Annotated in this window: 9 protein-coding genes and 1 pseudogene; 1 reads left to right on the forward strand and 9 read right to left on the reverse strand. The window is 67.2% G+C overall.

Features of this window, described 5'->3' with window-relative positions; genetic code table 11:
- Nucleotides 1–11 precede the first annotated feature (11 nt).
- The 3 genes from AKJ09_RS51580 to AKJ09_RS54040 form a co-directional block, all read right to left on the reverse strand.
- Nucleotides 12–1,316, reverse strand: coding sequence for an outer membrane protein assembly factor BamB family protein (locus AKJ09_RS51580; RefSeq protein ID WP_146655236.1), 1,305 nt, complete (start codon nucleotides 1,314–1,316; stop codon nucleotides 12–14).
- A gap of 5 nt (nucleotides 1,317–1,321) precedes the next feature.
- On the reverse strand, nucleotides 1,322–1,771 hold the full coding sequence (locus AKJ09_RS51585; RefSeq protein WP_146655237.1) for a hypothetical protein: 450 nt from the start codon (nucleotides 1,769–1,771) through the stop codon (nucleotides 1,322–1,324).
- Nucleotides 1,772–1,863: 92 nt separating this feature from the next.
- Complete coding sequence (locus AKJ09_RS54040; protein ID WP_169928684.1) at nucleotides 1,864–2,016, reverse strand: hypothetical protein; 153 nt, start codon at nucleotides 2,014–2,016, stop codon at nucleotides 1,864–1,866.
- A gap of 240 nt (nucleotides 2,017–2,256) precedes the next feature.
- Here AKJ09_RS54040 and AKJ09_RS51590 point away from each other — a divergent pair, with 240 nt between their 5' ends.
- On the forward strand, nucleotides 2,257–3,729 hold the full coding sequence (locus AKJ09_RS51590; RefSeq protein WP_146655238.1) for an NAD(P)/FAD-dependent oxidoreductase: 1,473 nt from the start codon (nucleotides 2,257–2,259) through the stop codon (nucleotides 3,727–3,729).
- Between the two features lie 1,377 nt (nucleotides 3,730–5,106).
- Here AKJ09_RS51590 and AKJ09_RS51595 read toward each other — a convergent pair.
- From AKJ09_RS51595 to AKJ09_RS51625, 6 genes and pseudogenes are all read right to left on the reverse strand, one after another.
- Nucleotides 5,107–7,674, reverse strand: a complete 2,568-nt coding sequence (locus AKJ09_RS51595) for an Hsp70 family protein (RefSeq protein ID WP_169928685.1) — start codon at nucleotides 7,672–7,674, stop codon at nucleotides 5,107–5,109.
- Between the two features lie 19 nt (nucleotides 7,675–7,693).
- Nucleotides 7,694–8,071, reverse strand: coding sequence for a hypothetical protein (locus AKJ09_RS51600; protein WP_146655240.1), 378 nt, complete (start codon nucleotides 8,069–8,071; stop codon nucleotides 7,694–7,696).
- Nucleotides 8,072–8,077: 6 nt separating this feature from the next.
- Nucleotides 8,078–9,322: a hypothetical protein gene (locus tag AKJ09_RS51605; protein WP_146655241.1), complete on the reverse strand. Its 1,245-nt coding sequence runs from the start codon at nucleotides 9,320–9,322 to the stop codon at nucleotides 8,078–8,080.
- Between the two features lie 34 nt (nucleotides 9,323–9,356).
- Nucleotides 9,357–10,933, reverse strand: a pseudogene (locus tag AKJ09_RS51610) (serine/threonine-protein kinase).
- 233 nt (nucleotides 10,934–11,166) lie between these two features.
- Nucleotides 11,167–12,144, reverse strand: a complete 978-nt coding sequence (locus AKJ09_RS54620; protein ID WP_205634019.1) for a hypothetical protein — start codon at nucleotides 12,142–12,144, stop codon at nucleotides 11,167–11,169.
- Nucleotides 12,145–12,479: 335 nt separating this feature from the next.
- Nucleotides 12,480–14,486, reverse strand: a complete 2,007-nt coding sequence (locus AKJ09_RS51625) for a M2 family metallopeptidase (RefSeq protein WP_146655244.1) — start codon at nucleotides 14,484–14,486, stop codon at nucleotides 12,480–12,482.
- Nucleotides 14,487–14,523: the final 37 nt, after the last annotated feature.

Raw genomic sequence — 14,523 nt, forward strand, 5'->3', positions numbered from 1 at the left:
CCGAGCCGACGTCAGGGGCCGACCGCCACGAGCGCCGTATCGGTGGTGACGTAGAGGGTGCCGTCGGCCCCGATCGCGGGCGCCGACGAGACGCGGCCCTTCACGTTCACCGCGAAGAACAGGGAGCCCGTCGGGCGCACGACGTAGATTCGACCGTCGGTCGACCCCACGTACACCGAACCGTCCGCGCCCACGACCGGCGTGGCCACGATACCTTGCGTCGCGTAGCTCCACGCCTCGACGCCATCGGTCGTTGCGACGGCGTGGAGCTTCTTGTCGGCCGAACCGACGTAGACGACCCCAGCCCGGACCGCGGCCGAGCCCGAAATCGGGCCACCGGTGGCGAACGTCCAGAGGCGCGAACCGTCCGGCGTGACCGCGTGCAGCGTGCCGTCGGAACTGCCCACGTACACGGTCTCGTCTCCACCGACGACCGGTGATCCCGTGACGGCGCCCGAGGCCTGGTACGACCACTTGATGCTGCCTTCGGGCGTGACGGCGTAGAGGTGCCCATCGGAGCTTCCGACGTAGATCGTTCCGTCGGCCGCGATGCACGGCGATGAGCCCGAGGTGTCGTTCGTCGTGACCGACCACGAGGAGCCGCTGCCGTCGGCCGCGACGGCCACGAGCTTGCCGTCCGTCGTGCCCACGTAAATGGTTCCGTCGGCGCCGATGACGGGCGACGATGCCACGGGACCGACCGCGAGCTCGAAGATGGATCGGGCGGTAGGCGCGACGTCCGCGTCGTCATCCCCCGAGTCTGCGCCTGCGTCTGGTGCGTGCGTGACGCGGTCGACCGCGTAGAGCTTGCCGTTCGTGCTTCCGATGATCGTGAAGCCGCTCGCTGCAATCGCCGGAGACGACGTGACGGCGGCCCCCGTCGGGAGCGATGCGAGGAGCGCACCGGCCGGCGAGACGGCGATGACGTCTCCCTCGTTGGTACCGACCCACACGAGACCGTTCGCGCTGATCGCCGGCGAGGTCGCGCCCGCATCGGCAAGGAGAGACCATTTCACGGTTGCCGTGACCGGACCACCCGCGGCCGAGTAGCCCGCGCGCTTCGGGCATCCACCACGAAGTGGCCATGGTGCACCGGCTTGGAGTCCGGCGGGATCGCCGCAAGGATCACCGAGCGAAGCACCAGCCTCGGCGGCGTCGCCGGACGCATCGCCAAGAAGCGGAGCGTCGGCGCCTGCTTCGCGAGGAGCCTGCGCGCCGTCGTCTTCACTGCCCGCGCATGCCGCGACGAGCATCGTCGATACGCCGCTCGCTGCGAGGAGCGCGAGCAACGAGATACGAATCAGCGAGTGACGCATCGCCATCACCTCGCGCGCCGTGAACGACGCAAGCCACAGGCGACTGCCACGCCAAGAAGCGCGAGTGCCGAGCCCAGCTGCGACGAGCCGACCGGTCCGACTGCGCACCCGCTCTTGCCGGAGCTCGGCGCAGCGCTGTTCGTCGGAGCGGGCGCTCCCGCCCCGGACGTGCCGCCGGAAGCGGCCGCTTTGGCGCTGTCTGCTGGAGCGCATTCCAGGCAGTCGACCTGCTCGAACACGAGGCCGCCGTCGGGGGAGACGGTCCGGTGTGCGCATTTCGACGGTGCACAAGCGCCCGACTTGCCATCGTCCGTCTTACACGCGTCGCCCGCGTTCTTCGAACGACACTGCGACGTGTTCGGGGGCGGGATGTCCGCCCGGGCGTCGTTCGGCCCGAGCGAGCCTCCCAGAACGGCCGCACCAACCAAGAACGCCGCGAGGTGTCGCTGCTTCATGTGCGCGACTCTAGCACCTTCGCGCGCTCTCTCGCCCTGCCTCGACGGCCTGTGAGGGACCGACGCTTCCCGAAAGCGCCGGTCCGTTCGCGTCAGCCCGTCTGAAGCGGGACTTCGTTCGCCGTCCGGGGGACCTCGTCGAGCGAGGATTCGGCGGCGTCATCGGTGACCTGAGTCGCGCGATGCGCAAGGAACACCACGGCATACACCGCTGCAACGATGGCGATCGTCTCGATGGGGCTCATCGGCGTCCTCCCTTCCTGTGGACCGTGCCAGATTCCCATGCCCTCGTTGCGCCCTCGCGAGGGTCACGTGTCGATCTCGAAAACTTGTAGGGTGCATGCGCTTCGCAATTCCGACCGCGGCGGAAGGCAGGCTTCGTCATGCGCAAACCGGCCGGTCGAGCCACGGGTTCGGCTCCGATCGCACGCCAGCACAAGGGTCCTTGACACGGCGCACCACGACCCCACATGGAGGGCGTGGCAATGACCGAACCGCGGCAGCGCGTCGTGATTGTCGGCGGCGGGTTTGGCGGCCTGGAAACCGCCAAAGCGCTCGCTGGAGCTCACGTCGACGTCACGCTCGTTGATCGCACGAACTACCACCTCTTCCAGCCGCTCCTCTACCAGGTGGCCATGGCTGGCCTATCGCCCGCGGAGATCGCCGCCCCGATTCGCTCGATCCTCGCCGAGCAAGACAACGTTCGCGTGATGCTGGGCGAAGTTCGCAACGTCGACCTGCAGCGCAAGACCATCGATGCCGGGAGCTGCGGCATCCTCCCGTACGACTGGCTCGTGCTCGCGATTGGCGCGAAGACCTCGTACTTCGGTCACGACGATTGGGAGCGCTTTGCGCCGGGCCTGAAGAGCATCGAAGACGCGGTCGAAATTCGACGCCGGGTGCTCGTCGCCTTCGAGCGTGCCGAGCGCACCGACGACGAGCGCGAGCGTCGCAAGCTGCTGACCTTCGTGGTCATCGGCGGCGGGCCGACGGGCGTGGAGCTCGCCGGAGCGATCGCCGAGCTCGCGCGCTTCGTCCTGAGCGAGGATTTCCGCTCGATCGACCCGCGATCCGCGCGCGTCATCCTGGTCGAAGCTGGAGCGCGCCTCCTGCCGAGCTTCCCCGAAGATCTGGCGCGCAGCGCCGTCGACCAGCTCAGCGAGCTCGGGGTCGAGGTCCGCACGAATGCGCGCGTCGTGAACATCGGGCCCGACGGCGCCGACCTCGAAGTCGTCTCGGACAACGAGCTGCCCGGACTCGGAAGCGGGAAAGAGCTCGATCACCTGTTCTCGGCCACCGTCGTCTGGAGCGCCGGTGTTCGCGCGAACGACCTCGGGGCACGTCTCGCTGCCGAGGGCGTTCCGCTCGACCGCCAAGGCCGCGTCCTCGTCAAAGACGACTGCTCGCTCCCCGGTTTTCCAGAGGTCTTCGCGATCGGTGACATGGCGCACTTCGAGGAGAACGGAAAACTCCTTCCCGGTGTCAGCCCCGTGGCCATGCAACAGGGCCGCTACGTTGCACGCATCATTTCCAAGGGAAGTCGCAGCAACGGGCAACCGATCGAGGTCAAGCCGTTCCGCTATCTCGACAAGGGCTCGATGGCGACGATCGGTCGCTCGCGGGCCATTGCCCAAGCCGGCAAGATCAAGCTCTCGGGCTTCGTCGCCTGGCTCGCGTGGCTCGTCGTCCACGTCTGGTACCTCATCGGCTTCCGCAACCGATTCGTCGTGCTGCTCACGTGGGCTTGGTCGTACGTCTCGTACAAGCGCGGAGCGCGCCTGATCACGACGACGGGCTGGAAACCGGAGTCTTCGCCGAAGCTGGAGTCTTCGGTGCCGCCGCCTCCGTCTTCGCGCCGGGCGGATGGCTCGCGAGGGCGATCGAGCGTGCCTCGCGAAGTCGTGCGATCGCCCGAGAGCGATCGCCAGCCTGGGCGAGCTCCCACCCCGATCTCGTGAGCGCGAGCGAGAGCGCGTCCTCCGCACCGGTTTCCTTCGCGGCCGACGCGCAGCGCCTCGCGGTGGTGGCGAGCGATTCCATCCCGCACGCGGAGAGCGCCTGCGCGACAGGCGACCAGCCGTGGGGCGGAGGACCGATGCGGCGTTCGCGGCCGTTGCGCTCGCCGAGCATGGCAGCGAACAACCGACCAGCAACGGCGCGCACGTCGGCGTTCTCGTCGCCGAGCGCCGCTTGAGCCACCGTCCACGTTTGTACGGGAACGCTTCCCCCTCGTTCGACGAGCTCGGCGAGCTGTCGCAAGCGATGCGCGGCAGCAGCATCGGGCGCGCGCTTCCCGAAAGCATGCCCGGCGCCGGCCCGTCGATCGCGCATGGCCGCCACCACGTCGAGCAGGGCCGGCCACGGATCCGAGAGGCGATCGTCGTCGCGAATCTCGAGCTGCGCCTCGAAGCGGCCCGAGGCGATGTCCTGCGCGCGGCGATAGAGGGGAGCGAACGCGGGGTCGACGTTCGCGGCGGCGTCGAGCACGCGCTCCATCGAAGCATCGTCAGGCGCTCGAGACGCCGACTGACTCACCGCGAGCGCCTCGCGCGCACGCCCCGCGAGCTTCACGATCGGTGCGCGTCCGAGCAGCGCATTCAGGCGATCGAGCTCGAGCGAGGACAGCCCCTCGAGCGCGCGATCGGCATGCGAGGCCGCGAGGGTGAGCGCCGCAACGTGCCAGGTGCGCGCGTCTTCGTTCGACACGACGTCGTCGAGCAAGCCGAGCGCCCCCGCCCTCACGAAGCGGCTCGGCGAGCGAAGGAGCACCCGCGCGAGAACCAGGCGATCGGCGGCGGAGACCTCGTTCGGGGAGACCTTCTTTGCCTCTTCGATGGCGCGCGCGAGCGTCTCGGGGGATCGCGCGAGCCAGGCGACGAGCCGCAACCGCGCGGCGCGCTCGATGTCTTTCGCGCCTTCCGCCTCGGCCCTCGGAACGACCTCTTCGAACGCTTGCGCCGCCCGCGGATCACCCGCGGAATCGAGGGCCCGCGCATACGTGTAGAGCGCACGTGCCGTACGAAGCCGTCGGACCTCGGCGAGGGCAAGGCCGGTGGCGACGATGGGCATTCCCACGCGCCAAAGCTCCTTGCAGACCTCGAAGAGGCCGTCCCACACGCCCTGATCGACGGTCTCCCAGAGCTTCGTGAGCTCCTGCAAGGCGCCGAGGTCGCGCATCTTCACCGCGCAACGAAGGCCGCGAACGATCGCCTCGCCGCGCAGGTCGGCGGAGTTCGCGCTTGCGGCGAGCCTCCGCCATACGGTGAGCCCCGCCGACGCGCCGCCGGCGCGTTCGACGCGCTCGGCCGCGGCGATCATCGCCGAAGCAACGAGACTCACCCCGCGGCTCCGCGATCGGTGACGAGCCCGATCGACGGAATTCGTTCGAGGGCCGCTTCGAGTCGCTCGATCTCGGCGTCGATCTGCTCGAGCCCGCGCCGCACCTCGGAGACTTCCTTGCCGTCCTTCAAACCGTGCAATGGCTTCGTCACGCTGTCTTCGAGCCACTTTCCGATGCGCCTCTGCTCGGCCACCTGCATCACGCGGATCTCGTCGGTGGTGCTGGGTACGAGCTCGGAGAGCGCCTGTTCCACGCGCTGTGCGCGGAACGTCAGCCCCATCATGCGCCGCTGGATGTACGCCGGATCGTCGAGGCGCATCGTCGAGAACTCTTCCTGGTAGGCCGTCTCGCAGAGCGCTTGGACTTCGTTGAAGACGCGCCGCCACGTCGGCCCGTCGCCGACTTCGTGGGCAGCGATGGCCTTGTCGTAGAGCGTATCGATGCGCGTGTCCCACTCGGCGCGATCCATGCCGAGCAGAATGCCTTCGGTCCGGTAGACGACACGCCGGAGCACGTCGAAGGCCTCCTCCATGCGGGCCATCGGCGGCACGATCTGATCGGCTGCTCCTCCGTGGAACTCTTCGACGAGGTGACGGAGGCGCAGGCACAGCGCTTCGAGCTTGTCGGGATCGGTGTGGAGCACCTCGCGAATGCCCACGACGAGCAAATCGGCGTCGCGCGCGAACTCGAAGCCGAGGCCGCCCCAGAGAGCTCGGCGCGCCTTTTCGGCCTGCTCGAGGAGAGCCTCGACGTCGGGTGCGCCACCGGGCAGTGCTTGTGGAGGCTCGATGTGCGCGTCGATCTGCTGGGAGCCGACGGTGGCCTGAGCCTCGAGCCGCATCGACTCGTCGCAGCGAAGCGTCACTTCTACGGGACTTCCCACCGGAAGCTCACGCGGCACCTCCACGACGAGCGTTTTGATGGGAAGGCGATTCTGCAAGATGCGCAGGACGACGGCGCCGGACTGATCCGCGGTGAAGAAGACCTGCGTCACCTGCGAGGGCAAACCCGTGCCGCGCGAAAGAAGAACCTTGCGTTCTCGCCTTCCGCCGCGGACGACCTCCAGGGAGATGTCTTTGGCCACCACCGATGCTCGCGAGAGCGCCGTCGGACGAGGCCGCAGATCGCCGCGCGTCATGACGAACGGAAGCTCGGTCACCGGCGCCCCTACCGGTGATTGCAGAGCGAGGGTGGCCTTCGTTTCTTCGGCCTCGCCGAGCACCACGTCGAAACGCATGGGCTCCTGCGAGATGGCGCCTTCGGCGAGGGCACGCTCGCCCTGCCAGAGCGCGATGTGCGTCGCATTCTTCGGCGCGGCTTCGACCGTCAAACCAACGCGCAGGCGATCACCGCTGGCGACCAGCGGCGTGTTCACCCGCACGCGCGACGTCTCGTCACCGAGCAACGTACCGCCGATGTGGGCCGCATGAACCGCCGCGCCGAGTGCAACGCACGTGTCGACATCGTCGCGGAGCGGCTCGTTCTCCTTCTTGCAGAACGCCTCCGTCACCCGTCGTACGACGAGCGGCACGCGCGTGGAGCCGCCGACGAGGATCACGTGATCGATGTCGGCCGCGGTGACGTTCGCGACCTCGTGCGCCCGAGCGAGCGCGCGCTCGGAGCAGCCCATCGTGGTCTCCACGAGATCGGCGATGATGGCCTCGTATTCGGCGCGCCCGACGTCGCCCTCGTACGAGACGCTCTCGCCGGACTTGTCCTTCACGAAGTCCGACTTGTTCACGTGGACCACGTCGGTGATCGAGAGTGACTCTTTGATTTCCTGTGCAAGATGCACGAGTCGAGCAAAGAGACGGCGATCGTCCTCGGAGCCCTTCACGTCGAGGTCGAGTGCATAGCCCTTCTGCACGAGCTCCTTGCGCAGGTGCTCGGCGTAGCGGCGGTCGAAGTCGTCGCCGCCGAGGAAGTTGTCGCCGTCGATGGCAAGCACCTGGTACTCGCCGCCGAGACAGCGCAACACCGAGACGTCGAACGTTCCTCCGCCGAGGTCGTAGACGAGGAAATTGCCGTCGCCGAGGCGCCGCTTCCACGTGTGATAGATGGCTGCGGCCGTCGGCTCCTGCAAGATGCCGATCACGTCGAGCCCTGCGAGCTCACCGGCGCGCCGCGTGGCCTCGACCTGCGGGGCGTCGAAATAGGCCGGCACGGTGATGACCGCGCGCGTGGCGCGAGTCTCGACGTCGGTGCCGAACGCGTTCGGACGCTGCGTGAGCGTCTCGCGGATGCGGTCGCGGAGCTCGACGAGGATCTTCGACGAGACCTCTTCGGGTGAGAGCTCGTGCGGGCCGACCTTCACCTTGGTCTTCTGCCCCATCTTCCGCTTGATCGATTCGATCGGCGAGGCGGTGGTGCCGCGCTTGTTGCGCGCCGCATGCCCCACCACGAACTGCGACGCTTTCTCGTCCCAGCTGACGGCGGACGGAACGGTTCGTCGACCGAAGCGGTCCGCGTGGATGACGAGGTCGCGCTCGTCGGGAGGAAGCCAGGCGACTTCCGAGTTCGTCGTGCCGAGGTCGATGCCGATTGCGCGATCGAGATAGGGCATGGCCAACGCAGGGTAACGACTAAACGAGCGGATCGTCCACGAAGGACGGCGCGGCCGAGGCTTGCTCGTCCGCTCGAGCACGTTCTTCGACCGACAGGTTCAGCGCGCATTCGACGCTGGGCCGTGGCGCGATGTCACGAAGACCGAGCTCCATGGCAACGCTGCGGACGCGGGTTCGGGGAGGCGGCGCCCCGAGCGGCACGCGCGTCTCCGGGTGTGCGAAGAGGGCCGCACGAAGTCGCCGCGCTGGATGAAGGGTGAGCTCCTCCCAGGCCGCCCGAATCTCCGCGCGCTCCGCCTCGGTCTTCGCGTCTTCCGCGAGCTCCTTGAGCCGGCGCGTGATGGCCTCGACGCCTTCGCGCGGATCCAGACCGTAACGTTCGAAGGGATTGTTCATGGCGCCTCAGAGAGCAATGCGTCCACGGCGAATACGTTCGAGCATCGCCCGAGCTTCCGGCAATTCGGTCGATCGGGGGTACAGGCTCTCGGCGCGCGCCAGGATGGCATCGACGCGGTCGATTTCGTCACGCCGCGCGAAGAGGACCATGTTGCGCATGATGATCATCGCCTGCTCGCAGAGCGCGGCAGCCAGGACGAGGCGTCCGTTGCGGTGACTCGGACAGATCCGCACGGCGCGCTCCGCGAGGTCGAGCTTCTGCGTGAAGACCACCTGCACGTCCGAGAGGAACACGAACATCTGCGCGCACGACGCGGCGAACGCGACCTTCGAAGGGTCGCCTTCGATGCGCGCCGCCAGATGCTCGATCATGGGGCGGAAAGGGTCGAGCAAGTAGCGGAGCGCACTCCAAGAGCTCGCGCGATAGAGCTCCCAGCCGATGGTGGCAATGCGTTCGACCGTGAACTGCTCCACAGCCTCGTCCTGCCCCGACCAACCCCAAACGTCGATGGCACGGAGGAGAATGGCCCGCCCTGAGCTGGAGAGCTCGCCTCGCACGTTGGCATCGTCGAGCGCCTCGCCGATCACCGCCAAGGCCGCGTCGAGCGCCGCGTTCCGGCGTCGCTCGGCTTCCCGATGCGCCCTCGCCGAGGCGTCACCTCCGACACCGGCGAGCCGAACAGCGTCGTCGATCGAACGAAGCGAGAGCGCCGACAGCGCAACACGTCCTCGCGGGGCGAGGTCTCGTGACGTTGCTTCCGCGGCTTTTCCCAGCTCGGCGACGATCTCGAGCGGAACGCGCTCGGGCGGGAGCATCACGTCTTTCGACGATGCAGCGCCACGAATGGCCTCCTCGAGGCGCGTGAGGTAGCTCCGCTCCTCGGCGAGCGCGAGCCACGCGGCAAGCGCCCTCGTCCACGCGTTCGATGCCGCCTCGGGCGCCGCGCTCTCGAGCACCGAAGCGACTTCGCCGAAGTACAGCGCGAGGTGGTGCAAGAGCTCGGGCGAGCGGCCTGCCATCGGCGCCGCCTCGAGCAGCCGCGCGAGCTTCGTGACGTCACCCTTGGTGGCGGAATCGAGCGCGTCGTCCGCGTTCGGAAGAGAACGCGCCGCATGCACCAGGCCCGAGCCTCGAGCGTGAGGCGTCGTCGCCTCGTTCGCGATCGAGCCCACGTGGAAGCGGAAGAGTGCCTCGAAGATGGCTTCGTCCTCGAGCCGCCAGAGCAGCGCTTCGTCTTCGGGCCGCCACACGCGCCCGATCAAAGCACATCGTCAGAGGAGTCGCCTACTCCAGGCACTCGGGCTTGTAGTGACGATGCCCCGCCTCGTCGACCGTGAACGGCGGATCGCACGAAACGCCGGGCTTCTTGTTGGCCACGGCCTCCGCCGTAGGCTTCGGTGCCGGAACGATGCCGTTGGGTCGCGCCGGCGCACCCGGCTTGGGCGACGGTGCGACGCTCGGCGCCGGTCGCACATCACTTGTACCGGCGTCGGCGCCAATGGTGCTCGCCGAGCTTGGAGCCTGCGGAGCGCTCGCCACGGCCGACGCGATCGAGGCCACGCCGGCGGCCTTCGGAACGGGCGCCGCCGAGGGAGGCGCCGCTTGCGAAGCGAGATTGTTTCGCTGGCGAATCGCCGAGACACCGAGCACGGCGCCGATGACGCCAAGCAGAACGAACAGGCCGAAGAGCGCGATGCCGAGCCCTCGTCCGCCGCTCGACGGCGCCGGTCGAGACACGCTGTTCGGTGACGTTTGCGTGTGCGCGAAGACGCCGGACGACGTTGTGCCTGGCATGGACACGTCGTAGTGACCGACCTCGACGTCCATGTGGTGGTCGACGGTCGGAATGCGGTCGGGCGCCTGGGTGGCGACCGACACGATCTCCTGTGAGGCCCGCTCCATCGCCGCAACACGCTCCGTGCGGACGGAGATCGTGTCGTGAGCGAGGCGCTCCACCCATTCGCTGACCTCGCTCGACGAGGCGAGCTTCACGTTGCGCTCGATCTCGATGGCGAATTCGCGCGCGTTCGTGAAGCGATTGGCCGGGTCGGTGGCGAGGCTCCTCAGAACGATGGCGTCGAGGACAGCTGGCAGGTCCTGCGCGTAGGCGCTCGGCGCGGATAGCTGACCGTTCACGACGCGCGAGACGATGTCGATATCCTTGAGGCCATCGTGGAGACGCCGATTGGCAAGCATCTCCCAGAGCACGACGCCCGCTGCGAACAAGTCGGTTCGGCGGTCGACGTTGCCTCGGATCTGCTCGGGCGCCATGTACGCGAGCTTGCCCTTGATCTGCCCTTCCCTCGTGACCTGAATGCGGCCGGCGGCCTTCGCGATACCGAAATCGAGGACGCGCGCGACGCCATCGGTTCCGACGATCACGTTCTGGGGGACACGTCGCGGTGGACGACGTCGAGTAGCTTTCCGGAGGGCTCTTTCGTTTCGTGCGCGGCGTGGAGACCGAGCAAGACGTTGTGGATGATCGAGCAGGCAACGCCGATCGGCACGCGCTCTTCGTTCGCTCTGGCGACACGAAGGAGGCGCGCGAGTGACTCGCCATGGACGTACTCCATGATGAGGAAGAGGCCCTGCGGGCCCTGAACGACGTCCACCATCGGCACGACGTTCGGGTGAACGATTCGCGCGACGATCCGCGCCTCGTCCATGAACATCGAGATGAAGTCCTCATCGTCGAGGAACTGGTGGTGGAGCCGCTTGATGGCGACCGTACGACCGAAACCAACGGCACCGAGCAGTCGGCCGAGATGGACGGTTGCCATCCCGCCAGAGGCAAGCTCGTCGAAGAGCGCGTATCGGCCGATCAGAAGCGGTTCGGCCGCGGTTGCGGCACGTTGGGACAAGACGAAGAAAGCCTATCAGAGGCTCTGATGGAATTGATGCAAAGCAATAGCGCGCAACTCAGAAGGCACGCGCGACTCAGAAGGCGCGACTCAGAATCACGCGCGCTGAGAAGAACAAACGAGAAACGCGTGGCGGGCGGCCTACCTTGTAGGCAACTCGACACGCGCTGACTCGACTCACGAGTCCCGCCCGGCCCTGGTATTCGGGCCGGACGGATTTCATCGGCAGACGCTCAGGGCGCCTTCGCGATGTCGTTGAGGTCCGCCGCGTAGGCGTAGAGGAACAGGAACAGGTAGACGACGAGACCGCGCGGGGGCGTCTGCACGCCGCGCATCTGCTTCGCCTTGGCCATCTCCTGCGGAACCATCACGACCGCCCAGTAGAGGCCGTAGATCGGGATGAAGATCGGCCACCACGGGAAGCTCGTGTTGCCGGTGACGGCCTTGAGCTCGTTGGTCATCTTGATGATGGCCATGAGCGCGAGGACCGAACCGACGAGCGAGATGAGCGAGCCGACGAGGCCGAGGGCGCCGACGTCGGTGATGCTCACGAGAATGCTGCCCACGATGTTGCCGACGACCGAGAGGCCGATCGGGAGGAGCAGCGTCATGATCGGGTTACGCAGCGTGGGGCGGCCGGCGCCTCCCTGACCGGGGGCGATGCCCATCTGCTGCATGCCGGCGCCGAACGCGCCCTGCATCTGGGCTCCGAAGCCACCCGCCGGAGGCTGCTGGCCGTAACCGGGCGCACCGCCAGGTTGCTGGCCGTAACCGGGCGCGCCGCCAGGCTGCTGGCCGTAACCCGGAGGAGCTCCGCCCGGCGCCTGGCCGTAGCCCGGAGGCGCGCCGGCCGGCTGGCCGTAACCCGGCTGCTGCGGGGGCTGGCCGTAGCCACCCGGCTGCTGCGGGGGCTGGCCATAAGGCTGCGGGGGTTGACCGTAGCCAGGCTGCTGCGGGGGCTGGCCGTAGCCACCCGGCTGCTGCGGGGGCTGTCCATAACCAGGCTGACCACCCTGAGGCGGCTGACCGTAGCCTCCCTGCTGCGGGGGTTGACCGTAGCCAGGCTGCTGCGGTTGACCGTAGCCAGGCTGCTGCGGCTGGCCGTAACCAGGCTGCTGCGGCTGACCATAGCCACCCTGCTGCGGGGGCTGCTGTCCCGGATAACCGGCCGGGTAACCGGGGGGGTAATTGCCACCAGGGGGTTGGTTCATGCGAGATATCTTACGCGGCCTTCGCGTTACGGATCACCTTTTGTCGAGGTAACTCGAAGACGACGCAAAATTGTCAAAAACCAAGACAAAAACGAGGCTTATAGAGCAAGCGCGACCGGCCAGGAACGCCCTGCACGAGGCGCCGATACATCCCTAGTGGGGAGTCCGTACGTGTTCTCCACGAATCGCGGCGTGCTCGATTCCGTGGCGTCGTGCAACGGCTCGAAATGCACACGAAGGGTGCAGAGCGCACGCAATTGCATGCACTTTACACCCTTCGTTCGGCAGCGAGTCGAGACGCTCGTACGCTGCAAACTTCCAGCGCGAGCGTCAGCTCACCAACCGCACTGCTCGCCCTTGTTCTGATCCTTCAGCCACGCACGGAGCGGCGCGAAGTACTCGAGCATCGCGCCCGCGTCGGCCTTCTTCTCGCCGGAGAGCACCGCCAGGGCTTCGGGCCACGGCTTGCTCTGACCGAGCTCGAGCATGGCGCGGAGCTTCTTGCCCGCTTCCTTGTTGCCGTAGATCGAGCACTGGTCGAGCGGGCCGGTGAAGCCAGCCGCCTTGCAGAGCGCGCGGTGGAACTGGAACTGGTAGATGCGCGCAAGGAAGTAGCGCACGTACGGCGTGCTGGCCGGCACGTGGAACTTCGCGCCCGGATCGAAGTCCGCCTCGGAGCGCGGCGCGGGAGCAGCAACGCCCTGGTACTTGGTGCGAAGCGCCCACCAGGCCTCGTTGTACTTGTCCTTCGGCGTCTTGCCGTTGAGGACGTCCCAGCGCCACTTGTCGATGAGAAGGCCGAACGGGAGGAAGGCGACCTTGTCGAGGGCCATCTTCATCTGGAAGTTCAGCTTGCCCTTGTCGCCCTGCGGAACCGCGTCGAGCAGACCGATGTTCTTCAGGTACTCGGGGGTGACGCTGAGAGCGAGCGTGTCACCGATGCCCTCGTGGAAGCCGTCGTTCGCGCCCGCCTGAAAGAGCGTGGGGAGCTTGTAATAGTAGTGGAAGTAGTAGTCGTGCCCGAGCTCGTGGTGGATCGTGATGAGATCGTCCTCGGTCGGCTCGATGCACATCTTGATGCGCAGGTCGTCGTTCCAGGTGACGTCCCACGCGCTCGCGTGACAGACCACGTCGCGATCCTTCGGGCGCGTGAACAGCGAACGCTCCCAGAACGTCTTCGGGAGCGCGTCGAGACCGAGCGAGGTGAAGAACGACTCGCCGAGCTTCACCATCTTGGTGGCATCGTAGCGCTTGTCCTTCAGCTTCTTGTCGACGTCGAGCGAGCCCTGGCCGGGGTACGGCTCCACGAGGTCGTAGACGTTGTTGAACTCCTGCGCCCACATGTTGCCGAGCAGGTGCGCGGGGATCGGCGCCTTGTCGGGGATCTTGTCCTTGCCGTACTTCGCGCGGAGCTTCTTGCGCGTGTAGCAGTGGAGATCGTCGTAGAGCGGTTTGACGTCCTGCCAGAGGCGCTCGATGTCCGCCTCGAAGGCTTCGGGCGTCATGTCGTAACCGGAGCGCCAGAGCGCGCCCATGTCCGCGAAGCCGATCTCCTTGGCGCCCTTGTTCCCGAGCTCCGCGTAGCGCGCGTACTTGTCCTTCATGGCCGGCGCGATGGAGTGCCAGCCCTTCCAGGCCTCGAGGAGCTCCGCTTCGTTGCGGCTCTTCTTGATGATGCGCGAGAGATCGTCGAGGTTGAGGCACGCCTTCGGCGGGTTGAGCGGCTTGCCGTCGGCGTCCTTCGTGCGCCACGCCATGAGGTGGCCTTCCGGCGGGCAGTACTTGCCCTTGCCGTAGGTCGCCGTCATCTCGCTCTGCAGCTTGGCGAGCTCCTCACGCTCCGCGGCGTTCGAAGGAGCCGGGACGACCTGGGCGAGCTTGAGGAGAAGAAGCTGACGCTGCGTGTCGGGATCGATGCCCTGAACGCCGTCGAAGCGACGCGCCTTCTGGATCGCCTCGCTCACGTACGCGGCCGTCGCCTCTTCGCCGGCGGCGGAGAGCGCCTCGGTGTCGTCGGTGATGAAGTTCTGGTTCACCCAACCCGCGCTATCGCGCGCGATCCACAGGTGACGGAGCTCTTTGTCGACCTGCGCGACGAACTTCTTCGCCTCCTCCGCCGTCGCCGGAGCGGACGGCGTCGTGGTCGGCTGCGAACCGCTCGCGACGGTCGAAGACGGCACCTGGGGCGAAGGCTCGCCACCACCGCAGGCGGCAAGCGCGATGACGGGAGCGAGGGACGCGAAAAGTCGGTGCTTTAGCTTCACGCGAGCGGTTCTACTCCCAAGGCCAGGCGAAACCAACCAGGGTTTGGACGGGTCCGATGGGCGATCGAGCGCGGGCATGGCCGTGCAAAAAATGACGCAACGAGTCCTTGGCGAA

Origin of the sequence: Labilithrix luteola (genome assembly GCF_001263205.1) — a bacterium.
GTDB lineage: Bacteria > Myxococcota_A > Polyangia > Polyangiales > Polyangiaceae > Labilithrix > Labilithrix luteola.